This window comes from Pseudomonas cerasi (assembly GCF_900074915.1).
In the GTDB taxonomy this organism is placed as follows: Bacteria; Pseudomonadota; Gammaproteobacteria; order Pseudomonadales; family Pseudomonadaceae; genus Aquipseudomonas; species Aquipseudomonas cerasi.
This window is the reverse complement of sequence record NZ_LT222319.1, coordinates 2,563,954-2,589,059: the sequence shown is the minus strand read 5'-3', so window position 1 is coordinate 2,589,059 and position 25,106 is coordinate 2,563,954. Positions and strand designations below refer to the sequence as shown.

21 protein-coding genes are annotated in these 25,106 nt (G+C 59.3%); 12 read left to right on the top strand and 9 right to left on the bottom strand.

Annotated elements, in window-relative coordinates:
- Positions 1-6 precede the first annotated feature (6 nt).
- From PCPL58_RS14230 to galU, 3 genes are all read right to left on the bottom strand, one after another.
- A complete protein-coding gene (locus PCPL58_RS14230) occupies positions 7-1,281 on the bottom strand; it encodes a hybrid sensor histidine kinase/response regulator (RefSeq protein ID WP_065349698.1) in 1,275 nt (424 codons plus the stop codon).
- Between the two features lie 92 nt (positions 1,282-1,373).
- A complete protein-coding gene (gene gorA / locus PCPL58_RS14225) occupies positions 1,374-2,732 on the bottom strand; it encodes a glutathione-disulfide reductase (RefSeq protein WP_065349697.1) in 1,359 nt (452 codons plus the stop codon).
- 102 nt (positions 2,733-2,834) lie between these two features.
- Positions 2,835-3,674 carry a UTP--glucose-1-phosphate uridylyltransferase GalU gene (gene galU, locus PCPL58_RS14220; RefSeq protein WP_003364457.1) on the bottom strand — a complete coding sequence of 280 codons (840 nt, stop codon included), beginning with the start codon at positions 3,672-3,674 and terminating at the stop codon, positions 2,835-2,837.
- A 374-nt stretch (positions 3,675-4,048) separates the two neighbouring features.
- Here galU and PCPL58_RS14215 point away from each other — a divergent pair, with 374 nt between their 5' ends.
- On the top strand, positions 4,049-4,330 hold the full coding sequence (locus PCPL58_RS14215) for a hypothetical protein (RefSeq protein ID WP_003400694.1): 282 nt from the start codon (positions 4,049-4,051) through the stop codon (positions 4,328-4,330).
- Positions 4,331-4,385: 55 nt separating this feature from the next.
- Here PCPL58_RS14215 and PCPL58_RS14210 read toward each other — a convergent pair whose 3' ends face one another.
- Positions 4,386-4,739 carry a hypothetical protein gene (locus PCPL58_RS14210; protein ID WP_003411257.1) on the bottom strand — a complete coding sequence of 118 codons (354 nt, stop codon included), beginning with the start codon at positions 4,737-4,739 and terminating at the stop codon, positions 4,386-4,388.
- Positions 4,740-4,906: 167 nt separating this feature from the next.
- Here PCPL58_RS14210 and PCPL58_RS14205 point away from each other — a divergent pair, with 167 nt between their 5' ends.
- The 3 genes from PCPL58_RS14205 to alkB are packed head-to-tail and all read left to right on the top strand — an operon-like array spanning position 4,907 to position 6,120.
- Positions 4,907-5,212 carry a DUF1883 domain-containing protein gene (locus PCPL58_RS14205; RefSeq protein ID WP_003364463.1) on the top strand — a complete coding sequence of 102 codons (306 nt, stop codon included), beginning with the start codon at positions 4,907-4,909 and terminating at the stop codon, positions 5,210-5,212.
- 14 nt (positions 5,213-5,226) lie between these two features.
- The gene (locus PCPL58_RS14200; protein ID WP_083188393.1) at positions 5,227-5,409 is read left to right on the top strand and encodes a hypothetical protein; all 183 of its coding nucleotides are present in this window, start codon (positions 5,227-5,229) and stop codon (positions 5,407-5,409) included.
- A 24-nt stretch (positions 5,410-5,433) separates the two neighbouring features.
- Positions 5,434-6,120 (top strand): DNA oxidative demethylase AlkB, encoded by a 687-nt coding sequence (gene alkB / locus PCPL58_RS14195; RefSeq protein WP_065349695.1) that lies wholly within the window; start codon positions 5,434-5,436, stop codon positions 6,118-6,120.
- Here the strand turns inward: alkB and PCPL58_RS14190 are convergent, their stop codons facing one another.
- Genes PCPL58_RS14190 through gnd form a run of 4 tightly spaced genes read right to left on the bottom strand, consistent with a single transcriptional unit; the run spans position 6,121 to position 11,348 of the window.
- A complete protein-coding gene (locus PCPL58_RS14190; RefSeq protein ID WP_065349694.1) occupies positions 6,121-7,938 on the bottom strand; it encodes a glycoside hydrolase family 15 protein in 1,818 nt (605 codons plus the stop codon). It abuts the gene before it with no gap.
- A gap of 50 nt (positions 7,939-7,988) precedes the next feature.
- Complete coding sequence (locus PCPL58_RS14185) at positions 7,989-8,798, bottom strand: Cof-type HAD-IIB family hydrolase (RefSeq protein ID WP_054081012.1); 810 nt, start codon at positions 8,796-8,798, stop codon at positions 7,989-7,991.
- Positions 8,791-10,323, bottom strand: coding sequence for a glucose-6-phosphate dehydrogenase (gene zwf / locus PCPL58_RS14180; RefSeq protein ID WP_065349693.1), 1,533 nt, complete (start codon positions 10,321-10,323; stop codon positions 8,791-8,793). Before zwf ends, PCPL58_RS14185 begins: the two co-directional genes overlap by 8 nt.
- Positions 10,323-11,348, bottom strand: coding sequence for a phosphogluconate dehydrogenase (NAD(+)-dependent, decarboxylating) (gene gnd, locus PCPL58_RS14175; RefSeq protein WP_157893939.1), 1,026 nt, complete (start codon positions 11,346-11,348; stop codon positions 10,323-10,325). Before gnd ends, zwf begins: the two co-directional genes overlap by 1 nt.
- A 263-nt stretch (positions 11,349-11,611) precedes the next feature.
- Here gnd and PCPL58_RS31520 point away from each other — a divergent pair, with 263 nt between their 5' ends.
- Entirely contained in the window at positions 11,612-11,785 is a 174-nt protein-coding gene (locus tag PCPL58_RS31520; RefSeq protein WP_003364475.1) for a DUF6026 family protein, read from the top strand.
- A gap of 161 nt (positions 11,786-11,946) precedes the next feature.
- Here the strand turns inward: PCPL58_RS31520 and PCPL58_RS14165 are convergent, their stop codons facing one another.
- Complete coding sequence (locus tag PCPL58_RS14165) at positions 11,947-12,438, bottom strand: GNAT family N-acetyltransferase (protein WP_003364477.1); 492 nt, start codon at positions 12,436-12,438, stop codon at positions 11,947-11,949.
- Between the two features lie 616 nt (positions 12,439-13,054).
- On the opposite strand from PCPL58_RS14165, the gene glgA reads away from it, so the two are divergent.
- The 7 genes from glgA to PCPL58_RS14130 all read left to right on the top strand — a co-directional run bounded on the left by glgA (position 13,055) and on the right by PCPL58_RS14130 (position 25,101).
- On the top strand, positions 13,055-14,653 hold the full coding sequence (gene glgA, locus PCPL58_RS14160) for a glycogen synthase GlgA (protein ID WP_004413769.1): 1,599 nt from the start codon (positions 13,055-13,057) through the stop codon (positions 14,651-14,653).
- A gap of 16 nt (positions 14,654-14,669) precedes the next feature.
- A complete protein-coding gene (gene treZ, locus PCPL58_RS14155; protein ID WP_065349691.1) occupies positions 14,670-16,484 on the top strand; it encodes a malto-oligosyltrehalose trehalohydrolase in 1,815 nt (604 codons plus the stop codon).
- On the top strand, positions 16,474-18,552 hold the full coding sequence (gene malQ, locus PCPL58_RS14150) for a 4-alpha-glucanotransferase (protein WP_024663687.1): 2,079 nt from the start codon (positions 16,474-16,476) through the stop codon (positions 18,550-18,552). Before treZ ends, malQ begins: the two co-directional genes overlap by 11 nt.
- Positions 18,549-21,332 (top strand): malto-oligosyltrehalose synthase, encoded by a 2,784-nt coding sequence (locus PCPL58_RS14145; RefSeq protein WP_065349690.1) that lies wholly within the window; start codon positions 18,549-18,551, stop codon positions 21,330-21,332. The genes malQ and PCPL58_RS14145 overlap by 4 nt, the downstream gene beginning before the upstream one ends.
- A 17-nt stretch (positions 21,333-21,349) precedes the next feature.
- Positions 21,350-21,751: a DUF2934 domain-containing protein gene (locus tag PCPL58_RS14140; protein WP_065349689.1), complete on the top strand. Its 402-nt coding sequence runs from the start codon at positions 21,350-21,352 to the stop codon at positions 21,749-21,751.
- A gap of 156 nt (positions 21,752-21,907) precedes the next feature.
- Positions 21,908-24,091: a glycogen debranching protein GlgX gene (glgX, locus tag PCPL58_RS14135; protein ID WP_004413777.1), complete on the top strand. Its 2,184-nt coding sequence runs from the start codon at positions 21,908-21,910 to the stop codon at positions 24,089-24,091.
- The gene (locus PCPL58_RS14130) at positions 24,088-25,101 is read left to right on the top strand and encodes an acyl-CoA dehydrogenase family protein (RefSeq protein ID WP_054081015.1); all 1,014 of its coding nucleotides are present in this window, start codon (positions 24,088-24,090) and stop codon (positions 25,099-25,101) included. Before glgX ends, PCPL58_RS14130 begins: the two co-directional genes overlap by 4 nt.
- Positions 25,102-25,106: the final 5 nt, after the last annotated feature.

Here is a 25,106-nt window from a genome sequence, read left to right as displayed (position 1 = left end):
CAAGCTTCAGGCCAGCGCTATCTCGCCGCATGGCAGATGCAAATCAACCCGGGTGCCCTGACCTTCGGCGCTTTCTATATGCACGTGTCCGCCGGCTTGCCGGGTAAAGCCGTAGACCATCGACAAACCCAGGCCGGTTCCCTGGCCTACCGGTTTGGTGGTGAAAAACGGATCGAACACCTGATCGATAACATCCCGAGCAATGCCACAGCCGTTATCTTCAACACTAAGCTGTACGTAGTCGCCAGGCAGCAGACCGTCTTTTTGCGTCTCCAGCGTTAACGCGCGGCTGCGCACGCACAACCTCCCTCCGACAGGTACGGCATCGCGCGCGTTGATGACCAGATTCAACAAGGCATTTTCCAACTGATGCTCATCGGTGCGCACCGCGCTCAGCCCCTCCTCCAGCTCGATCTCCAGGTGCGCATGAGCGCCGACCGTCCCCCGCAACAACTCTTCCATGGAGCGGACCATGCAATTGACATCCACCACGGTGACGTTAAGCGACTGCCGACGGGCAAATGTCAGCAGCCTGCGGGTCAGTGCAGCAGCACGGTTTGCAGAACTCGCTGCGGCATCCAGGTAGCGATCGACCTCACTGACACGCCCGGCAGCCACACGCAGCCTGATCATGTCCAGTGCGCCAATCACGCCGGAAAGTACATTGCTGAAGTCATGGGCGATACCACCAGTCAACTGACCGATAGCATCCATCTTCTGCGCATGGCGCAAGACCTCTTCAGCCATCGCCCGCTCGGCAATTTCAGCCTGCAACAGCTCATTTGCAGCTTCCAGCTCACGCGTGCGCTGGGCGACGCGCAACTCCAGACTTTCGTTGAGTTCGCGCAACGCCTCTTCTGCATTGACCTGAGCGGTGATGTCGGTGTGAGTACCCAGCCAGTGGGTAATGTGCCCCCTTGCGTCGCGCAGCGGCAGCGCACGCGAAAGGAACCAGTTGAAAGCGCCGCCCTTGCCACGTATCGGAAATGTATCTTCCCAGATCGAGCCAGTGGAAAAGCAGTATTGCAGACGCGCCATCACGCGCTCGCGATGTTCGGGGTGCAGAACCGAGCGCCACCCCAGGGCAGTCATGGCCTCGAGCGAAGCGCCGGTGTACGCATGCCAACGCTCGTTGTACCAATGGATTTGCCCGCGGGGGCTGGCAGTCCAGGCCAGTTGACTCATGTTGTCAGCCAATGCCCTGAACTGACGCTCGCTTTCACGCAAGGCATCGATGTGCTGCGCGACTTCGCGTTCCTGCTCGGCAGAATGCAATGGCATTCTGGCCGGTGGCTGCTCTCTATTCACGTCGGGATCCATCCTCTCAAAACCCTTACCCCGGAGTTCTTCCTGAACTCCGGGCGTTGCGTGACTTAACGTTTGACAGGCGTCCGCATGGTAACGAACTCTTCTGCCGCGGTCGGGTGTACCCCGATAGTATCGTCGAATACCTGCTTGGTCGCGCCAGCCTTGATGGCAATGGCCAGGCTCTGGACGATTTCGCCAGCATCCGGCCCGACCATATGGCAGCCCAGCACACGATCGGTTTTGGCATCGACGACCAGCTTCATCAATGTGCGCTCCTGATCATCGGTCAGGGTCAGCTTCATCGGCCTGAAACGACTCTCGAAAATCTGCACATCGTGCCCGGCCTTGATTGCATCCTCTTCGGTCAGACCGACCGTACCGATGTTCGGCAGACTGAAAACCGCCGTCGGGATGTGATTGTAGTCTACCGGGCGATACTGCTCGGGCTTGAACAGTCGGCGCGCGACCGCCATGCCTTCAGCCAGAGCGACCGGCGTCAGCTGCACACCTCCGATGACATCGCCGATGGCCAGTATAGAAGGCTCGCTGCTCTGGTAATTGTCATCGACCTTGATATAGCCGTGCTCGTCCAGCCTGACGTCGACACTGTCCAGACCGAGGTTGTCGAGCATTGGGCGGCGCCCTGTTGCGTAGAACACGCAATCGGTCTCGAGCGTGCCGCCACCTTTCATGGACAACAGCAGACTGCCGTCGGCCTGCTTGTCGATACGCTCGATATCGCTGTTGAAGCGAATCGTCATGTGGCGCTTGAGCAACTCTTCGTGAAGATGGGTGCGAACACCGCCATCAAAGCCACGCAAGAACAACTCGCGGCGATAGACCAGCGTGGTGTCGGCGCCGAGCCCGTTGAAAATCGAGGCGAACTCCACCGCGATGTAGCCGCCACCCACAACGACGACCCGCTTGGGTAGCGTTTTGAGATAGAACGCCTCGTTGGAGGTGATCGCGTGCTCGCGCCCTGGTACGTCAGGCACCTGGGGCCAGCCGCCAGTGGCAATCAGAATGCGCTCGGCACTGTAGGTCTGACCGTTGATTTCGACCTGCTGCGGGCCGGTCAATTTCGCATGCCCTTCAAGCAGCGTCACGCCGCTGTCGACCAGCAACTTGCGATAGATGCCATTAAGGCGATTGATCTCACGATCCTTGTTGGCGATCATCGTAGCCCAATCGAACTGGGCCTCACCCAGCGACCAGCCGAAGCCCTTGGCATGGTCGAAATCCTCGGAAAAATGCGCCCCGTACACCAATAGCTTTTTGGGTACGCATCCTACGTTGACGCAGGTTCCGCCCAGATAGCGGCTCTCGGCCACAGCGACCTTTGCGCCGAACCCGGCAGCGAAACGCGCCGCCCTGACGCCGCCCGAGCCGGCGCCAATTACAAACAGATCAAAATCAAAGGCCATCGATATCTCCTTGGCAGAGGCACAGCATAGCCGCTTGGCGGCCAGTCAGAAATGACAAAGCCACCCGAAGGTGGCTTTGTCCCGGGCGTCATCAATCAGAAATCAATGCGCTTTGCCGGTTTTGTAGAAATGCTCGAAGCAGAAGTTGGTCGCCTGGATGTAGCCTTCCGCACCACCGCAGTCAAAACGCTCACCCTTGAACTTGTAAGCGAGTACGTTGCCTTCGGCAGCCTGCTTCATCAAGGCGTCGGTGATCTGAATCTCACCACCCTTGCCCGGCTCGGTCTGTTCGATTTTCTCGAAAATGTCCGGAGTCAGGATGTAGCGGCCGATGATCGCCAGGTTGGACGGCGCATCTTCAGGCTTAGGCTTTTCAACCATGTTGGTCACGCGGAACAGGCCCGGCTTGATCTCTTCACCCGCGATCACGCCGTACTTGTTGGTTTCCTGCGGATCGACTTCCTGAATGGCGATGATCGAGCAGCCATAATGCTTGTGCAGTTTGACCATTTGCGCCAGCACGCCGTCACCCTCAGGGTTGACGCACAGGTCGTCCGCGAGAACCACGGCGAAAGCTTCGTTGCCGATCAGTGGGCGACCGCTCAGGATGGCATGGCCCAAACCTTTCATTTCGGTCTGACGGGTGTACGAGAAGCTGCACTCGTCGATCAGCTTACGAATACCAACGAGGTACTTTTCCTTGTCAGTGCCCTTGATCTGGTGCTCAAGCTCATAGCTGATGTCGAAGTGGTCTTCAAGAGCGCGCTTGCCACGACCGGTCACGATGGAAATTTCGGTCAGGCCTGCAGCGAGGGCTTCCTCAACACCGTATTGGATCAGTGGCTTGTTGACCACCGGCAGCATTTCCTTGGGCATGGCCTTGGTCGCTGGCAGGAAGCGAGTACCGTAACCGGCTGCTGGGAACAAGCATTTCTTGATCATAAAAGTCCTTGGTAAGGGCTGTTGGTGTTAACGGCGCAGTCTAATGATGAGGCAGGCACCTTACAATGCCCCGCCTTTGGCCGTCCGATGCCATGATAGAGGAATACTCGTACAGATAGTTCCGCACTTTCTGGATATTGCCTTTACATAAAAGCAGCTCAAGGCACCGTCAAACTGCCCTCAAGGCCTGCGCGGCCGGACCTCAACACCGCTTCTAGACGACCGCGGACTTTACGCCCGGCTTCGCCAACGGCAAGCGGCGACAAGTGGGAGGCAGGCAGTTTATGATGCAAAACATGGCGGAACGATGGCACCCGTTATCAGTCCAACGCTCGCATTTGTTAATTCCCTGGCCTTATCTCGAAGCGAAAACCATGATCAGAATTTTGTCCATTATTGCTGTGCTGGGCCTCACCGGCTGCGCAACCGCCTCCAATACCTACCTGAAAAACGGCAAACAGGGCTTGAGCATCGACTGCTCCGGCGAGGCGATGTCCTGGGCAAGCTGCTACGAAAAGGCGGATGCGTCCTGTGCGGGCACAGGTTATGAAATTGTCGGCACAGATGGCACCCCACAACCTGCCGAAAGCGACAAGACGCTGGGCGTGGACGTTGGCAACTACAAAAGCCGCAGCGTGCTGGTGGTCTGCAAGTAATCAGGTCTGCCGCCCTGTCCACCGCGGACAGGGCCAGCTGACCCGGCCTGACTGATCAGCCTGAAATGCACGCTTCGGCAGCGTTCTGCACATCCCTGAAACGAATGGGCACGTTGGAAAGTCGTTCGTAGACCTTGATCGTACTACCGCCCGAGCGGCTTTCGATATCCACTACTGCCGCGGGTGACTTGCTGAGTTTCTGCGCGACGATGACCCGCAGGCCGTCATGCCGAGGCTCGATCAGAGGCGGCTTGCGACTGCTGCTGATCTTGCCAGCGAAGCAATCGGCGTATTCCTGAGGATTTTTGCCCGACATCACGTTCATGGTGGGGGGTGTATGCTCAATGTCGTTCACTGTGGCACAGCCAGTCATTGCCAGGGCCAGGACTACTACAGCAGCCAGTTTCATACAAAGCCTCCAAATAAAGGTCCTACGACAAGCCTCAGCGCAATTAAATCCCGGCTGAGGCATTTTTTCCCGGAAACACGGCAAATTAATGCTCACCGACGTCAAATTGCGGGCGTCGCATGCTATCGTTTTGATTTTTCAGAAAAACCCCCATTTCGGAGCCCGTCATGAAATTCGTACACCAGCGTGAGCATCTCAACGAGGACGACCTTGTCGTCATCGAGTGCTCTCAGACCTGCAATATTCGCCTGATGAACGATGCGAATTTTCGCAGCTTTAAAAATGGTGGTCGGCACACCTATCATGGCGGCGCGTTCGATAGATTTCCGGCCAAGATCGCCGCGCCAAGCACCGGTTTCTGGAACATCACCATCGATACTGCAGGCCGCAAGGCAGATACCAACGCCGGACGCAAACTGCCTTTCACTCACAAGATCAAGATCGTCCGGCGCTCGACCTCTCGCCTGGGATGATGCAAGGAGTCACCGTGAACAATCCAGCCCCACGTACGACCAAATTCGCTGTCAGCTATAAGCTCAATGGCGAACGCAGCTTCGAATTTGCCCAATTGCAATCGGCGTCCACCGAGGAAGCCGAAGCCGCCTTGAAGAAAATGCACGGCGAGAGCGACGACCTTATTACCGACGTCAAGGTCAGCAAGGCTCTCTGATACTCACCGGAGCTCGATCCGATCATGCAACGCAAAGGTGACACTCCCGCCACGCTGGACCTGTTCGCAGACCAGACGGCCCAGCCTCGCAGCGATGAGCGGATCGGGCCTGGGTCGTGGCTGTTCAGAGGCTTTGCGCTGACCGACATGCCGCAACTGTTGGACGCCCTTGAGGAAACGCTGGGCCTTTCGCCGTTCCGGCACATGCAGACCCCCAGCGGTCTGAGCATGTCTGCAGCGCTGAGTAGTTGCGGACAACTGGGCTGGATAACCGACCGTCATGGTTATCGATACACGGCAACCGACCCGAAAACAGGACAGGCTTGGCCGGCGATGCCGGACGCCTTCATGCACCTGGCGCAGGACGCCGCACTCGCAGCCGGCTATGCCGGGTTCGTGCCTGACGCCTGCCTGATCAACCGCTATATCCCGGGCGCCAAGATGTCCTTGCATCAGGACCGAAACGAACACGACCATCGCTGGCCAGTGGTGTCGGTATCACTGGGCATACCGGCCATCTTTCAGTTCGGCGGCCTGCTGCGCAGCGACAAGACTCAACGCATTTCCCTGTTTCATGGCGACGTGGTGGTCTGGGGCGGCGAGGACAGATTGCGCTTTCACGGCATTCTGCCCATCAAGCAGGCAGAACATCCGCAATTGGGTGAGCAACGGATCAACCTGACCTTTCGCAAGGCCGGCCGCGACAGCTGATCAGGCCTCTTCGAGCACGCCGGACGTCCGGGCCAGCGCCGGGCATACCGCCCGGTGCAGGTTAAGTGCTGTATTGATGATGCCAATGTGGCTGAACGCCTGCGGGAAATTGCCCAGCATGCGCCCGCCCTTCGGATCGTACTGTTCGGCCAGCAGACCAACGTCATTGCACAGACCCACCAACCGTTCGAACAGCCGCGCGGCATCATCAGCCCGGCCCAGCAAGACGTAGGCATCGGCCAGCCAGAACGAACAGACCAGAAACGTCCCTTCCCGACCGGCAACGCCATCGACACTGCGCTCGTTGTCATAGCGCAGCAGCAGACCATCCTGCATCAGCGTACGCTCGATCTGCGCGACAGTACCGATAACTCGCGGGTCTTCAGGCGCAAGAAAACCGGTCAGCACAATCTGCAGCAGACTGGCATCCACTTCTGTCGAGCCATAGGTCTGTACGAAGCTGCCAAGCTCGGCATCGAAACCGTGGCGACAGACATCGGCATGGATTTCGTCCGCCACTTTCCGGTAGTGCACTGCCAGCGCACGATCCTCATCGCTCTCGGCAGCCTGGGCGATCTGCGTGGCGTTACGGTCAAAGGCCACCCAGGCCATGACTTTCGAGTGCGTGAAGTGCCGCGGCTCGGAACGTATCTCCCAGATGCCCGCATCCGGCAGGGGCCAGATTTTCTCCAGATACGGCATGACCACCTTGGAAATCGCCACGCTGCGCGGGTGCTGCGCCATACCGCCGCGCAGCGCCTGGATCATGGCGTCGGCCACTTCGCCGTAGACGTCCAGCTGAACCTGCGTCGCCGCACCATTGCCGACGCGCACCGGCAGTGAGTTCTCATAGCCACCCAGCCAGGGCAGCTCATACTCCTGCAAACGCCGCTCGCCGCCTACGCCGTACATGATCTGGATCTGTTCCGGGTTACCGGCAACCGAGCGCAACAGCCAGCCCCGCCAGGCCTGAGCTTCCTCGAAATAACCCAGATTCATGAATGCCAGAAGGGTCATGGTGGCGTCGCGCAGCCAGCAATAGCGGTAATCCCAATTGCGCTCGCCACCCAACTGTTCGGGCAGTGAGGTGGTCACGGCGGCAACGATGCCGCCAGTGGGCGCGTAGGTCATGGCTTTCAGCGTAATCAGCGAGCGCTTTACCTGAGCCGTCCACGGCCCGACGTCAGGGCAGCGATCAGAAAACTCGCGCCAGTAGGCAGCGGTGCTTTCCAGAGCCCGGTCGGCATCGATCTGCTCGAGCAAGGGTGCAAAGGATGCCTGATAGGCCAGCGTGAAGACCTTGCGCTCGCCTTCATCGACGTGAAAACGGCTGGCAGTGTGATGATCCTGAGGATGCAGTGCCACAGGGCTGCGCAAAACCAGCATTTCCGGCCCGGCCACTGCCGTCAGCGTATGAGCATCCTTTCGCTCGACCCAGGGCACACTGCTGCCGTAATCGAAACGGATGGCGAGGTCTACAGCGAACTCGACCCGACCGGACAGCCCGACCACCATGCGCACCACATGGCCGGAGGTCTTCATGGGCATGAAATCGATCAGCATGGCGCGACCGTCACGGGTTTCGAAAACGGTTTCGAGAATCAGCGTGCCGTCGCGGTAACGGCGCTCGACGGCGATAACCTCGGCGGTCGGCGCGATCTTCCAGCGGCCATGCTCATCACTCCCCAATAGAGCGGCGAAACAGGCCGTCGAGTCGAAGCGGGGGAAACACAACCAGTCCAGCGAACCATCACGGGCGACCAGCGCCGCCGTCTCGCAGTTGCCCAGCAATGCGTAGTCTTCGATCAGTGCAGCCATCCAGAAATGCCCGTCGTGATGATGATTCGTTAACGTGGGTAAACAGCTGATCAGGCGTTCAGGATGTAACGCTCGATGGCGTTGGCCACTCCGTCCTGCTCATTACTATCAGTAACATGATCAGCCTGTCCCTTGACTGTCTGCTCGCCCTGCCCCATGGCAATCGACAAGCCTGCCTTGTGGAACATCGCCACGTCGTTACCGCCGTCGCCTATGGCCGCCGTACGTGACAGGTCGACGCCCAGATAGTCCGCCAGCGCGACCAGAGCGGAACCTTTGTTGGCCTCCAGCGCGGTGACATCCAGGTAGTATTTTTGCGAGCGGGCCGCCAGCGCGAGTCCTTCGATCTGCGGATTGAGCTGCGCCTCAAGGGTCTTGAGCAACTCGAAATCACCGCTGGCCGCGACGATCTTGTCGACGCGATCCAGATACGGCTCGAAACTCTCGACCTGAACATAGTCATAGCCCAGCGCATCGAGCTCATGATCGACGTAATCGGCATCGGGATCGAGCAGCAGCCACTGATCATCGGCAAATACCCAGATGGCAACGTTTTGCCCGGCAAACAACTCCAGACAGATGCGAACGGCGCGCGGGTCAATGCGATGAGCCACCAACAGGCTGCCATCGGGATGAGTGATGGTGCCGCCATTGAATGCCACGGTGGGCAAATCCACACCCAGCGCTTCGATCACCTGGCGCATGGCCCTGGGCGGGCGACTGCTGGCCAGCGTGAAGTGAACGCCGGCATCACGCAGGCGCTTGATGGCGTCGATATTGGCTTGGCTAAGGCTGTGATCACGGCGCAGTAACGTGCCGTCGATGTCGGACAACAGGAACTGTACGGGCAGTTCAGACATTCAATTCTCTCCATTCCCGACCATCACGACTCAGCAACTCTTCGCCCGCTTGCGGACCATCCTTGCCAGCTTCGTAAAGCTGCACTTGCGGCTGCGCGGCCCAGGCGTCGAGGAACGGCTGCACTGCACGCCAGCCGTTCTCGATGTTGTCGGCCCGCTGGAAGAGCGTCTGATCACCGGTCAGGCAGTCATAAATGAGGGTTTCGTACCCGGTGGAGGGCTGCATCTCGAAGAAATCCTTGTAGGCGAAGCCCAGCGCGATATCTTCCATCTTCAGTTCCGGGCCAGGACGCTTGGCAAACAGGTCGAACCACATGCCTTCGTTGGGCTGGATCTGGATCCGCAAGTAGTTGGGCTTGAGCCGGTCGACTTCGGTATCGCGGAACTGCGCGTACGGAGCAGGCTTGAAGCAGATGCCGATCTCAGTGCTGCGAGCACTCATGCGCTTTCCGGTGCGCAGGTAGAAAGGCACGCCCACCCAGCGCCAGTTGTCGACCATGACCTTGAGCGCAACGTAGGTCTCGGTGTTGCTGTCCGGCTCCACGCGATCTTCCTGGCGATAACCGACGACCTGCTTGTCGCCCATCACGCCCTTCGCATACTGGCCACGCACCGAATTGGCCAGGGCTTCCTCCTGGCTCCAAGGCCGGATTGCACCGACCACCTTGGCCTTCTCGCCGCGAACGGCATCGGCGCCGAAAGCGGCAGGCGGCTCCATCGCAACCATCGCCAGCAGCTGGAACAGGTGGTTGGGCACCATGTCGCGCAAGGCACCGGTGTGTTCGTAAAAGCTGCCGCGGGTTTCGACGCCTACGGTTTCCGCAGCCGTGATCTGGACATGGTCGATGTAGTGATTGTTCCAGAACGACTCGAACAGGCCATTGGAGAAACGGCTGACCAGAATGTTCTGCACCGTCTCCTTGCCCAGGTAATGGTCGATCCGGTAAATCTGCTTCTCGCTCATGACCTTGAGCAGGCAGCCATTGAGCTCGACCGCACTGGCCAGATCGGAGCCGAAGGGCTTTTCGATCACGACGCGACGAAACCCGTTTTCGGTTTCCTGCAGCAAACCTGACGAACCCAGCCGTTGGGCAACCTCACTGAAAAACCGCGGCGCAGTGGCCAGATAGAACACCGCATTCGCGGTGCCAGTACTCTCGATCTTGCTGGCGATGTCCTGATAAGTGGAATCGTCGAGGAAGTCGCCCTGCACATAACTGATGCGCTCGGCCAGCTTGCTCCACAGCGCCGGGTCGAGGGGATCCTTGCCACCGCCAGCAACCTTGCCGGCGGCTTCATCCCGAATGAAGTTCTCGAGCTTTTTCGCAAAGTCGGCATCGCTGATCGCATTGTGATCGACGCCGACGATATGCAGCCCTTCATCCACCAGACCGTCGCGTGACAGGTTGTAAAGCGCCGGCATCAACAGGCGCTTGACCAGGTCTCCATGCGCACCGAACAGAAACAGGGTCGTGGGTGGGGCTACCTCGGTTTTTTGCTCGGCACTGCCACGCGACAGGCCCATTACTTGGGTTCCTTGTGGCCACCGAATCCAAAGCGCATGGCGGACAGCATCTTGTCCGCGTACGAACTTGTCTGGCGAGAACGGAAACGCGCAAACAGGGCGCTGGACAGAACAGGAACCGGAACCGCCTGCTCGATGGCCGCCTCGATGGTCCAGCGACCTTCGCCGCTGTCGGCAACCGAACCGGAGAAAGCATCCAGGTGCGGGTCGGTAGCCAGGGCATCGGCAGTCAGGTCCAGCAGCCAGGACGACACCACACTGCCACGACGCCAGACTTCGGCAATGTCGGCCGTGTTGAGGTCGAAACGCTGTTCAGGCGGCAGGTGTTCGGAATTTTTCTGTTTGAGAAGATCGAAGCCTTCGGCGAAGGCCTGCATCATTCCGTACTCGATGCCGTTGTGGATCATCTTCACGAAATGCCCGGAACCCGCAGGGCCGGAGTGGATATAGCCACGTTCGGCGCGGTCGTCGGTCGATTTGCGGTCACGAGTGCGCTCGATCGAGCCAAGGCCCGGAGCCAGTGTCGCGAACAGCGGATCGAGGCGCTCGACAACGGCGGCCTCGCCTCCGATCATCATGCAGTAGCCACGCTCAAGCCCCCAGACGCCACCTGACGTACCGACATCGACGTATTGCAGGCCCTTTTCAGTGAGCTCCTGAGCGCGCCGGATATCGTCCTTGTAGAAAGTATTACCGCCGTCGATGATCACGTCATCGGCGTCAAGCAACTCGCTGAGGGTCTGAATGGTGTCTTCGGTGGGCGCACCTGCCGGGAGCATTACCCAGACAGCACGGGGCTTGGCGAGCGTGCTGACCAGTTCCTTCAGATCTGCGACCGCAGTCGAACCGTCATTGGCCAGGGCGTTGCGCGATGCTTCATCACGGTCGTACACCACAGTCGTGTGACCATTCAGCATCAGACGGCGTGCAATGTTGCCGCCCATGCGGCCCAGTCCAATAATCCCAAGTTGCATGAAGGTGCTCCTTAAATCGTAAAAAGGTGCCTCGCTTGCCGTCCAGCGCATCGACAGGTTACGAGCATGCTGATTAGTCAAGCGAGGCGGAACGTCGGTTCCCTTGCGAGAAGATGAAGACGCGAGCGCCCTCCTGTGGTGCATTTTGTCGCGATTAAGAGACATTCGCGACAATTAAAAATAAAAAAGTTCCAAAATCATGCAAAAGAAATCAAAATCGGTGCCGATAGAGAGGGTAAGCAGCGGCGGTCAGGGATTGAAAGTCATTGCCACGGGCCTCTCTGAGGTTGAATCCGCCATTTGCGAGGTGAGCAATGGGCACTGTACTACCAGCACTTGCACCACAAACCCTGTATGTCACTATCCGTCGTGACGAACTGCGCACATTAAAAGAAGAGCGCGAGCAGTTGCAGAAAAAAGTGGCTCATTTGAGCTCGATGCTGCAGCAATCGCAGTTATCCGCCCCCGTCAAGATGCTTCAGGCCTGACCGTAACTGTATCATCCTTCAAAACGCCTCAGGGCAAGCCCGATAACTCGGCTTGCCCACCTGACCTGCCCTCCTGTCGATCCCCGCAGCCAGCTCCACTCTCCGGGCAGCGCACGTCTGCACCAGCGCCATCAGGAAAAGAACCCTGGCGAATCGGCTCGCTATAGCGTTTTTTGCCAGAACATCGCGCGCCCCATTTCAGGGCTCAACTGATAGTTGTCAAAACCAAGCTTTCTGTAGGCCCCCTGCGCAATCTCGTTGCCTTCCAGTACCTCCAGCGTCAGCTTGCAGCAGCCACGCTGGCGTGCAATCTCCTCGACCTTGAGCAGCATTTTCTGGCTGATACCGAGGCCTCGATATTGCGAGATCACCGCGACGTCATGAATATTGACCAACGGACGACAGGCAAAGGTTGAAAACCCCTCGAAGCAATTGACCAGCCCCACCGGCTCTCCCGAGATAAACGCCAGCACACTGAACGCATACGGACGCTTCGCGAGTTCGATTGCCAATTGCTGACGGGTGTCGTTCGACAGAGGCCGCCCCGTCCCCAAGGCATCCATTGAATACTCATTCAAAACGAACCCGATTGCATCCGCGTGCACAGGATTGGTGTAACTCGCTTGCAGTACCAGTACCTCGGGGGCTTCCATTTCCATCCTCGTCAATTCAATCAGAGTGATTCAGTGAAATCAGTCATAGGGTAAATGCCTCAGGCCAACGTCAAGGCCGGGGCTTGCGGCCCGATTCTATCCTGCCCTGCTTCAAAATGTTCCGGCGCAGATGTAAGGATTTTCTCGTCGTGCCCGCAGATTGACCGCCACACGCACCCGGAAAAGGCGCTACGCACCGTTGCTGCTCATTACGGCCTGACAGCATCGGGATTTAGTGATGAAAACCAAACGCCTGGACGGGATTGTCCAACGATCCGACGACCGGTAATGAGCCCTACGGACGCCGAAAACAGCGGTAAAAAAGCGCAGCGACCGCCCGGCTGCTACCTGCAGCGTGCCATCACGTGCGGCGTCGAAGCCTGTTCCAGACATTCGCAAATAAAAAAGTCGAAACTTCTCCAAAACGGCCGGGTCAGCTGATTAGAGCATCTATGCTATTGGCTGACATCCGGTAATGGCGACATCACAGCGCTTTGTCACTATGCATGGTCCAAACGGGTATCGATCTTGCGTAGTGCACGTATGTGTACCCGGCCATAGGAAATGGCCAATAAAAATCAAGTGATGCACCAAGACTGTTTTAAGGGGAAAATTGATGATTAGCGCCGCTGTGAAAACCCAGAAGGGAGAGAGTTTTAACCAGCCTGTCGGCGAGCTGACTCATCTGCCGGTGTTCTCTACCAAGAGCGTTCCTGTGCTGCAAATGCCAACGTCGACTGTTCAGCCTCAGCCGACCATGTCTCAAGTCAACAGACGCAAAGTGTTGTTCGTGACCTCCGAGCTGGCCGATCTGGTGAAAACCGGTGGCCTGGGCGATGTGTCTGCCGCACTGCCGCGAGCCATGCGCCACCTGCACGACGTGCGAGTGCTGATTCCAGGTTATCCGCAGGTCATCAACAGCGGTAATCCGATCCATATCATCAGCCAGCTGGGCGGGCATGCAGCGCTGCCGCCTTGCAAGGTGGGTCGTATGGACATGAAAGATGGCCTGGTGATCTACGTGCTGATCTGCCCGGAGCTTTACGAGCGCGAAGGCACCCCTTATGCCGACAGCACCGGCCGTGACTGGTCCGACAACCATATTCGCTTCGCCCGTCTGGGCCTGGCAGCCGCCGAGTTCGCCGCTGGCGAAGTCAAGAGCCAGTGGTGCCCCGAGCTGGTTCATGCCCACGACTGGCCAGCCGGTCTGGCGCCTGCTTACATGCGCTGGCGCGGGCAGTCCACGCCAAGCATCTTCACTATTCACAACCTCGCCTATCAAGGGACCGTGAGTACGACGTCGAGCCGTGAGCTGGGCATTCCGGACTCCGCCATTACCCCTGAAGGCATGGAATTTTACGGCCAGCTGTCTTTCATCAAGGCTGGAATGGCCTTTGCCAGCCACATCACGACTGTTAGCGCCACCTACGCTCGGGAAATCACTACTCCGGAGTTTGGTTGCGGCCTGGAAGGCTTCCTGCAAAGCAAGGCCAACAAGGGTCAGCTCAGCGGTATCCCCAACGGTATCGACGAAAGTTGGGATGCGGCCACCGACGAACACCTGATCTGCCACTTTGCGCCCAACGAATGGATGCGCAAGGAAATCAACGCTGACTACGTTCGTGAGCTGTTCGAACTGGACGCCTCGACCGGGCCGCTGTACGCAGTGGTGTCACGCCTTGTGTATCAGAAAGGTCTGGACCTGACGATCGGCGTCGCCGAACACATCGTCAACAATGGCGGGCAGATCGCAATCATCGGCCGCGGTGAACCCGAGGAAGAAGAGGCCATGCGTGAACTGGCGGCACGCTTCCCTGGGCGTATAGGCGTGCGCATAGGCTTCAACGAAACCGACGCGCGGCGCATGTTCGCCGGCAGCGATTTCCTGCTGATGCCGTCCCGCTATGAGCCTTGCGGGCTGAGCCAGATGTACGCGCAACGCTTCGGCTCTCTGCCTGTCGCACGCAATACCGGTGGCCTGGCCGATACGATTGAAGACGGTGTCACTGGTTTCCTCTTCAACGAATCGACAGTCGAAAGCTACACCAAGGCCCTGGATCGTACTTTTCAGGTCTTTGCTCATCCCGAACTGCTCAACGCCATGCGCTGCCGTGCAATGGCGGCTCCCTTCAACTGGCATCAGGCGGTAGAGCCCTACGCAGATCTCTATCGCGATCTGTTGAAGAAAAACGTGAGTATTTCCAGCAACTACTAGGTTAAGGATTTAATGGATGCCCCTGCGTACAGACGATAACTGGCGCCACGGCGCCGTTTTGTTGGACCCTGAACACACCCGGTTTGCCCTCTGGGCACCGGATGCCTCCTTCGTAAATGTCGAACTGCAGGATGGCCAGTCATTGGCCATGCTGCCTCAGTCCGACGGCTGGTTCGTCCTTGAGGCCCGCTGCAAGGCGGGCACTCGCTACCGCTTCAGGATCGACCACGAACTGGACGTTCCTGACCCCGCCTCCTGCGCACAGGTCGATGATGTTCACTCTGAAAGCCTTGTAGTCGACCCTAACGCTTATTCATGGCAAAACACTGCATGGAACGGACGTCCGTGGCATGAAGCGGTGATCTATGAACTGCACGTGGGCGCCATGGGCGGCTACGCTGGCGTGGAAAAGCACCTGCCGCGACTCGCCAAACTGGGTGTTACTGCGATCGAACTGATGCCGCTTGCGCAGTTCCCCGGTGATCGCAACTGGGGCTACGACGGCGTTCTTCATTATGCTCCGCAATCCTCCTACGGCACGCCTGAACAGCTCAAGCAACTGATTGACACCGCTCACGGTCTTGGCCTGATGGTGATTCTGGACGTGGTGTACAACCACTTCGGCCCGGACGGCAACTACCTGGGCAGTTACGCCAAGGAGTTTTTCCGCAGCGACCTGCACACCCCATGGGGCGATGCGATCGACTTCAGGCGCCCGCAGGTGCGCGACTTTTTCGTCGATAACGCCCTGATGTGGCTGCTCGAGTATCGCTTCGACGGCCTGCGCATGGACGCCGTGCACGCCATTCGCGACAAGACCTTCCTGCCGGAGTTTGCGGACCGGGTTCGCGGGCGCATTGAACCGGGCAGGCACGTGTGGCTGAACCTTGAGAACGAGTTCAACCAGGCCAGTCTTCTGGAAAAAGGCTTCGATGCACAATGGGACGACGACGGGCACAACACCCTCCACGTGCTGTTGACCGGTGAAACCGACGCCTACTATTCCGACTTTGCCAAAGAGCCGACGCAGAAGCTTGCGCGCCTGCTCAGCGAGGGGTTTGTCTACCAAGGCGAACCGACGCGTCATGGGCACACGCGAGGCGAGCCCAGCGCGCATCTGCCGCCGTCGGCCTTTGTGCTGTTTCTGCAGAACCACGATCAGATCGGCAACCGCGCACTCGGTGAACGCCTCCCGCAGCTCTGCGCGCCTGCTGCATTGAAGGCCGCCACCGCCCTGCTGCTGCTTTCACCGATGATCCCGTTGATGTTCATGGGCGATGAATGGGCGGCCAGCGAACCGTTTCTGTTCTTCACCAGCCACCACGGCGAACTGGCCGATGCGGTACGTGAAGGACGTCGCAAGGAGTTCGCTGATTTCGCCGCGTTTGCCGACCCGGAAAAGCGCGAGCACATCCCTGATCCCAATGACATCAAGACGTTCGAAGCGTCGCGCCCGGCGTTTTCCGCGGTCGATCTCGACACCGACATAGGCCTTGATCATCGCAGCTGGCTGGAGTTCTACACGCAGTTGCTGGCCTTGCGGCACAAGGAAATCATGCCGCGCCTGCAGGGTGCACGCTTCCTGAAGACCGATATTCTTGGTGATAAAGCCGTGAGTGCGCGCTGGACGCTGGGTGATGGCAGCGAACTGCGCATTGATCTCAATCTCAGTGAGCACGCGGTCGACGCACCGCCGCAAAAGGGTGCCCGCGAGATATTCTCCAGTGCCGAAAAATCGTCCGAACTTTCCCCACGCGGCATCCTCAATGCTTACACGGCCATTGTCAGCCTGAAAGCAAGCGATGTTCTGGAGGAACAGGATGAACAATGAGCAATTGGAGAGGCTTGCAACCGAGGCAGGATTGTCGGTTCACTGGGTCGATGCCAACGCTCGACCGCAGACCGTCAGCCCTGATGTGCTGCGCAAGGTATTGGAGGCGCTGGGCTATCCGGCTGAAAACGGCGAGGCTATCGATGCCAGCCTGCTGCGCCTGCAAAAGGCCAGTCACGGCACCACTGCCCCGCCACTGCTGACGGTCGATGTGGAAAGCAACCTGGACCTGTCGCAATGGTTTGCTCCACAAACGCCGTTTACGCTTCACCTCGAAGACGGCTCCTCACTGGATGCCAGACTGACCTCCAGTGCAGAGCTTCCGGCACTTGCCCCGCCCGGCTACCAACAGCTGGAAATTGCCGGCCAGCACCTGACCATCGCGGTCGCACCGAAAACCTGCTTCAGCATGGCAATGGCGACCGACACCTCGAAGCCGCACGGCTGGGGACTGACCGCTCAGCTCTACAGCTTGCGCCGTGAAGGTGATGGCGGTTTTGGTGACACCGAGGCACTGGAGAAGGTCTTGCGCTCTGCCGGGGAACGAGGTGCCGACGCGTTGGGCATCAGCCCGATCCACGCCATGTTCGCCAACGACCCTCACCGTTACAGCCCTTATTCACCTTCCAGCAGGCTGTTTCTCAACAGCCTGTATGCGTCGCCGGGTGCGATTCTCGGCGAAAGTGCGTGGCGTCAGGCAATCGAAGACGCGCGTGTCGGCGACGAGATGAAGCGTCTTGAAACACAGACGCTGATCGACTGGCCAGCTGCGGCCAATGCCAAATGGAAAGCGCTTCACGCGCTTTATGAGGGCTTCAGTGCGGGTGATCACCCATTGCACGAAGACTTCAACAGCTTCCGCCACAGCGGTGGTGAAGCGCTGGAAAATCACTGCCGCTTCGAAGCGCTGTGTGCCGAATCCGAAACACTGAACATCGGTAACAACTGGCATGAATGGCCGGAACAGTTCAAAGACCCTCGCGGTGAAGCCGTCGCAGAGTTTGCCAAAAACCATAGCGAGCAAATCAGCTTTCATGCGTTCGCCCAATGGCTCATAGCCCGTGGTCTGGAGCGCGCGCAGGTGGCAGCACGCAGCAGCGGCATGCGCGTCGGCCTGATTGCCGATCTGGCCGTGGGTGCCGATGGCGCCGGAAGCCAGGCCTGGAGCCGCCAGGACGAGCTGCTGTCAGCCCTGACCGTCGGCGCACCACCCGACATTCTCAACCGTGCTGGCCAAAGCTGGGGGATTTCCGCGTTTTCACCGGACGGCCTCAAGCGCAACGGTTTTCGTGCGTTCATCGAGATGCTGCGGGCCAACTTCGCCCATGCCGGCGGCTTGCGTATCGACCATGTCATGGGCTTGCAGCGCCTATGGGTCATCCCGCAGGGGGCGCCTCCGAGTGAAGGCGCGTACCTTAATTTCCCGCTGGACGACATGCTTCGCCTGCTGAGTCTGGAATCCTGGCGGCACAAGGCGATCGTGCTGGGTGAAGACCTTGGTACGGTGCCTGAAGGCCTGAGCGAAAAACTCAGTGCCAGGGCGATTCTTGGCATGCGCGTACTGCTGTTCGAACAGAACAATGGTCAGTTCAAGCCGATTCTCGACTGGTCCGATCAAGCATTGGCGACCACCAGTACCCACGACCTGCCTACCCTCGCAGGCTGGCTCAGCGAGCTGGATATCGAATGGAATGCCCGCCTCGGCCACATTGACGAGCAGCATGAATCGCAGTGGCGCGAAGAGCGCACACGGGAATATGAAAGCCTGCGGCGTGCCTTGAGCCAGAACATCGACAGTATGCCCTCCGGTACTGAAGACCCGGCCCAGATCATCGACGCGAGCATCAGCTACCTTGGCCATACACGTGCGCCATTGGTCTTGCTGCCGATAGAAGACGCCCTGGGTGTCGAAGAGCAGGCCAACCTGCCCGGCACCATTGACAGTCACCCCAACTGGCGCAGACGTCTTCCCGGCGATGCGGCCTCTCTGCTTGATAACCCGAATGCTGCTCGACGACTGGAATTGCTTTCCCGATCCCGGCTGCAGGCTACGGAGCGTGATCAATGACCCGTCCATTACAGCCTTTGCGCGCCACCCAGCGCCTGCAATTCCACAAGGATTTTACCCTCGACGACGCTGTGCCACTGGTGCCCTACTTCGCCAGCCTGGGTATCAGCCACGTCTACGCGTCACCGCTGCTCAAAGCCCGTGCCGGCTCGATGCACGGCTACGATGTCGTTGATCCCACGGTCATCAACCCGGAACTGGGCGGCGAGCCTGCCCTGCTGCGCCTGGTCGAGACCCTGCGCGAGCACGGCATGGGGCTGATTCTCGACATCGTGTCCAACCATATGGCGGTCGGCGGTGCCGACAACCCATGGTGGCTGGACCTGCTCGAATGGGGCCGTCGCAGCCCGTATGCAGAGTTCTTCGACATCCAGTGGAATTCGCCGGACCCGCTGCTGGAAGGCCAGCTGTTGCTGCCATTCCTGAGCAGCGATTACGGCACGGTATTGCAGGCCGGTGAAATTCCGCTGCGCTTCGATGCCGAGCATGGCTCGTTTTACATCGAGCACTATCAGCATCACTTTCCGATCTGCCCACTGACCTACGACTCATTGTTGCAGGCCGTGGATCACCCGCAACTCAAGGAAATGGCCCAGCGTTTCACCGCTCTGGCGCAGTTCCCGCAAGCTTATGAGCGCGCGCGCCAGGCCAGGACCGAGTTGGCCGAACTGGCCAAGGACCCGCAGGTACTCAAGGATATTGAGCAGATTCTCGCGCATTTCGATTCGAGCAAGCCGGAAGGCTTCCAGCGCCTGCACCGGTTGCTGGAGCGTCAGCACTACCGTCTGGCCAGCTGGCGCACCGCTGGCGATGACATCAACTGGCGGCGTTTCTTCGACATCAACGAGCTGGGCGGCCTGCGTGTCGAGCGGCCACAGGTGTTCGAGGCGACCCACGGCAAGATATTCCAGCTGATTGCCGACGGCCTGGTCGACGGGCTGCGTATCGACCACATCGATGGTCTGGCGGACCCGCGCGGCTACGGTCGCAAGCTGCACCGCCGGGTTAAGAGCTTGCTCAAGCTGCGTCCCGAGCATGCGCAGATCGATCATCTGCCGATCTTCGTCGAGAAAATTCTCGGCCCCGACGAGCCGCTGCGTGAAGATTGGAGCGTTGACGGCACGACGGGTTACGAGTTCATGAATCAGGTGTCATTGCTGCAACACGACCCCAAGGGCGAAGAGCCTCTGGGTGAGCTGTGGAGCCGCCTGACCGAGCGTACCGCCGACTTCGATCAGGAAGTGCTGGTGGCCCGGGATCTGGTCCTGCACGGCACACTGGCGGGCGATTTCGAGAACGTTGCCCAATCGTTGTTGCAGGTTGCTCGCAGCGACCTGATGAGTCGCGACCTGACCCTGGGTGCAATTCGTCGTGCCCTGCTCGCGCTGATCGTCAATTTCTCGATTTATCGTACCTACATCTCGGTATGCGGTCGTTCGGCGCAGGACGACAAGTATTTCCAGCAGGCAATGGAAGGCGCGCGTGCGACGCTGAACGAAGGCGACTGGCCAGTACTGGATTACCTGGCACGCTGGCTCGGTGGCGAACCGTGGCGAAAACTGCCACGCGGCCCGCTGCGCAAGCTCTACAAGAATGCCTGCGTACGCTTCCAGCAACTGACCTCCCCGGTTGCCGCCAAGTCGGTCGAAGACACGTCGTTCTACCGCTCTGCTGTGCTGCTCTCGCGCAACGATGTGGGTTTTCATCCGCAGCACTTCAGTGCGCCGGTAGATGACTTCCATCAGGTCTGCCTGCAGCGTCTGGAGAAGTTTCCGGACAATCTGCTGACCACTGCAACACACGATCACAAGCGCGGTGAAGATACGCGTACACGTCTCGCGGTCCTGAGTGAGTGCGCCCCGTGGTACGCCGAACAGGTTGAGCGCTGGAGACAGCTGGCAATGCCGCTCAAGGGTGACGAGCCGACCATCAGTGCCGGCGACGAGCTGATGCTTTACCAGGCCTTGCTGGGCAGCTGGCCGCTGAGCCTGGAGGGTGAAGAAGCTCACCAGGAATACGCGAAACGCATGGTCCAGTGGCAAGAGAAAGCCCTGCGCGAAGCCAAGCTGCAAAGTAGCTGGAGTGCACCGAATCAGCCCTACGAAACCGCTTGCCGCGAATTTCTGGAGCGTTTGCTGCTGGCACCGGAAGCCTTGGCGTTGCGCCAATCCCTCAGTGCGACAGCCAACCGTATTGCCACCGCAGGCGCGCTCAACAGCCTGGCGCAAACCTTGCTACGCTTGAGCGTACCCGGTGTTCCCGATTTGTATCAGGGCACCGAGTTCTGGGATTTCAGCCTGGTGGACCCGGACAACCGCCGCCCGGTTGACTACGCTGCACGGAAACAGGCCCTGGCGGAAGACGCAGGCGTTGCCGACCTGCTGGCTGACTGGAAGGACGGACGCATCAAGCAGGCTCTGATCGCGAAGGTCTTGAACCTGCGCGCCGAACATCCGGTATTGTTCAGCGAGGGCAGTTATCAACCTCTGGAAATAAAGGGCAGTCACGCCGAGCAGGTGATGGCCTTTGCCCGGGAGACGCAAGGAGTGCGCGCTATCATCGTAGTACCACGCACATGCAGTGAACTATTGGGTACTGCGCAAACTCCATTGATTAATGCTGCCAATTGGGGCGACACGCGGATCATATTGCCGTTTGCCGACTCCGGTTCTGACTGGAAGGGACTCTTTTCTGACGTTGTCGTGACGAGTGATCGGGAAGTACCGCTCAGTGCAGCGCTTGAAAGATTTTCCGTCAATCTGCTTATTCAAACTATGTAATAGCTGGGAGTCTCAAGATGAGTGCCGACGAAAAAAGAATTCGCGACTTTGCTTACCAAATCTGGGAATCGGAGGGCAAACCCTCCGGTCACGACGAGCGTCACTGGGAAATGGCGCGCAAGCTGGCCGAAGCCGAAGCGCTGGCGCCGAACAAGTCCAGCGTACGCAAATCGACCAAGCCCAAGCTGCCTGAGGTAGACAGCGCCAAGGCCCCGGCTAAAGGCGCAGCCAAGCCCGCAGCGAAATCGGCGCCTGCGCCAAAGGCTGCCGGTGAAGCCAAGCCCAAGCCTGCTCCCAAGGCGGCCGCCAAACCTGCACCCAAGGCCAAGCCCGCTGCAGCCGCTGCAACCGACGCCCCTGCCAAAGAGGCTCCTGCCAAGCCTGCTCCGAAGAAGCCGCGCAAGCCGTCGAATTCTTGAAACTCTTCTGGCCGCGCACCGGTCAGTTATTGCAGGTCTCGCTCTGACCAGAGATGAGGCCTGCTACACCCCCTTAGATTATCGTCAGTATCGGAGCCTGCGGCTTCGATAGCGGTCTTGGCCGCTCAGAAAATCATTCGACGTCAGGAAGTCATCATGAATACGAAGTCCACTACACCGGCAGAAGATAATTCGGCCCCGCTAGACAACCCTGGCAGTACCCCGTCTCGCATTCGTGAAGGACTTCCCTTTCCTCTCGGTGCAAGCTGGGATGGCCTGGGCGTCAACTTCGCCCTGTTCTCGGCCAACGCCACCAAGGTAGAACTGTGCCTGTTCGACTCCACCGGCGAAATCGAACTGGAACGCATCGAACTTCCGGAATACACCGACGAGATTTACCACGGCTACCTGCCGGACGCGCACCCGGGCCTGATCTACGGTTACCGCGTGTACGGTCCGTACGATCCGAAGAATGGTCATCGTTTCAACCATAACAAGCTGCTGATCGACCCGTACGCCAAGCAACTGGTCGGCGAACTGAAGTGGTCGGAAGCGCTGTTCGGCTACACCATCGGCCATCCTGACGGCGACCTGAGCTTCGACGAACGCGACAGCGCCCCTTTCGTACCGAAAAGCAAAGTGATCGACGAGGCCTACACCTGGGGCCGTGATCAGCGCGTTGGTACGCCTTGGGACAAGACGATTTTCTACGAAACCCACGTACGCGGCATCACCATGCGTCACCCTGAGGTGGCCGAAGAGCTGCGCGGCACGTTTGCAGGTCTGGGATCAGCGCCGGTCGTCGAGCACATTCGCAAGCTGGGTGTGACCTCCGTCGAGCTGCTGCCGATCCATGCCTTCGTCAACGATCAGCATTTGCTGCAGAAGGGCATGACCAACTACTGGGGATACAACAGCATCGCGTTTTTCGCCCCGGATCCGCGTTATCTGGCGAGCGGCAAGATTGCCGAGTTCAAGGAGATGGTTGCGCACCTGCATCACGCGGGCCTCGAGGTCATCCTCGATGTGGTCTACAACCACACCGCCGAAGGCAACGAGATGGGGCCTACCCTGTCGATGCGCGGTATCGACAACGCCTCGTACTACCGGCTGATGCCTGACGACAAGCGCTATTACATCAACGACTCGGGCACCGGCAACACCCTCGACCTGAGCCACCCCTGCGTATTGCAAATGGTCACCGACTCCCTGCGTTACTGGGCTTCGGAAATGCACGTCGACGGTTTCCGCTTCGACCTGGCGACCATTCTGGGCCGCTACCACGACGGTTTCGACGAGCGCCACAGCTTCCTGGTCGCCTGCCGTCAGGACCCGGTGCTGCGTCAGGTCAAACTGGTCGCCGAGCCTTGGGATTGCGGTCCGGGCGGTTACCAGGTGGGCGGTTTCCCGCCAGGCTGGATGGAATGGAACGACAAGTTCCGCGACACCGTTCGTGCCTTCTGGAAAGGTGACGAAGGCCAACTGGCAGATTTCGCTGCGCGCATGACCGCCTCCGGCAACATGTTCAATCAGCGTGGCCGTCGTCCGCAGGCGTCCGTGAACTTCATCACCGCGCACGATGGTTTCACGCTGCATGACCTGGTGTCATACAACGACAAGCACAACGAAGCCAACGACGAAAACAACCAGGACGGCAGCAACAACAACCTGTCCTGGAACCATGGCGTCGAAGGTCCGACCGAAGATGCGGAAATCAACAGCCTGCGTCTGCGTCAGATGCGCAACTTCTTCGCCACCCTGCTGCTGGCACAAGGCACGCCGATGATCGTTGCGGGCGATGAATTCGCGCGTACCCAGCACGGCAACAACAATGCCTACTGCCAGGACAGCGAGATTGGCTGGATCAACTGGGATCTGGACGAAGATGGCGAAGCGCTGCTCAAGTTCGTCACCCGCGTGATCAAGCTGCGTCAGACCTACCCGATCCTGCGTCGCAGCCGCTTTCTGGTAGGCGACTACAACGAGGAGATCGGCGTCAAGGACGTGACCTGGCTCGCTCCGGATGGCAACGAGATGAGCGTCGAGCAGTGGCACGATGCCAATGGCCGGTGCCTGGGCATGCTGATGGATGGTCGTGCACAGGAAACCGGTATCCGTCGCGCGGGTGCCGACGCGACGCTGCTGCTGGTGGTCAACGCGCATCATGACGGTGTCAACTTCACCCTGCCGGAAGTGCCTGAAGGTACCCATTACGAGTGCCTGATCGACACCAATCAGGATGATGCACGCAATAAGGAGCACTTTGCGTTCGGTTCGGAATACACCGTGACGCCGCGTTCGCTGTTGCTGTTCGAACTGAAGCGTGAAGACCAGCAATGATCGATGCCTTGAGTGAGTTTCTCGACTGGCGCAAGCACGGTTATGCCGATACGCGTGCGCTGGGCGAGTGCTTGCAGGCATTGGTCAACGAAGGTCTGGATCAGCTTCCCCTGCCTGCCCGCGGTCAGACACTTGAGCGCTGGCGGGCGCTGGCCTGCGTTGCAGGCCACGACCTGGGGTTGTGCAAGTTGTACGAGGGGCACACGGACGCCTTGGCGATCATGGCGGAACTGGGTGCCCCGCCCCCCGAACAATTCAGCACCTGGGGCATGTGGGCGGCAGAGCCGCCACAGGCACGGGTGAATATCAGCGGCGCTGGCGATGCACTTCGCCTGCACGGCCGCAAGGCATGGTGCTCGGGCGCTTCGGCGTTGAGCCATGCATTGATAACGGCATGGGACGCCGAGCATCGGCAGCAACTGATTGCAGTGCGCCTTGACCAGCCCGGCGTACACATGACCGGCGACGGCTGGCGCGCAGTGGGCATGGGTGCTACCGGCAGCATCGATGTGGTTTTCGACAATGCCGTCGGTCAAGCGATCGGTGCGCCGGGTGGCTATCTCGACAGAGCTGGCTTCTGGCAGGGCGGCATCGGCATTGCGGCCTGCTGGTACGGCGCATCCCGCGCCATCGCGCAGCGCCTACTGGCCCATGTCGGCAAGCGCGAAGAGCCGCACGCCCTTGCGCACCTTGGCGCTGCAGACGTGGCGCTGCATGCCGCAATCGAGGTGCTGCGCGCAGCTGCCGCGCACCTGGATCAAGCGCCAGCCGACGATGCAGAGATGCTTGCCAGACGTTGCCGCGCCTATGTCGAACAAGCTGCCGATCTGGTCATCCAGCATGTGGGCCGGGCCGTCGGCGCCGGGCCTTATTGCAAAGACCCGCACTTTGCCCGGTTGATCACCGACCTGCCGGTTTTCCTGCGTCAGAGTCACGCCGAACAGGACCTGGCAGCATTGGGCCAATCAGTCGGCAAGGCGTTGCCCGCTGCACGGACGTGGTCACTATGAGAGCG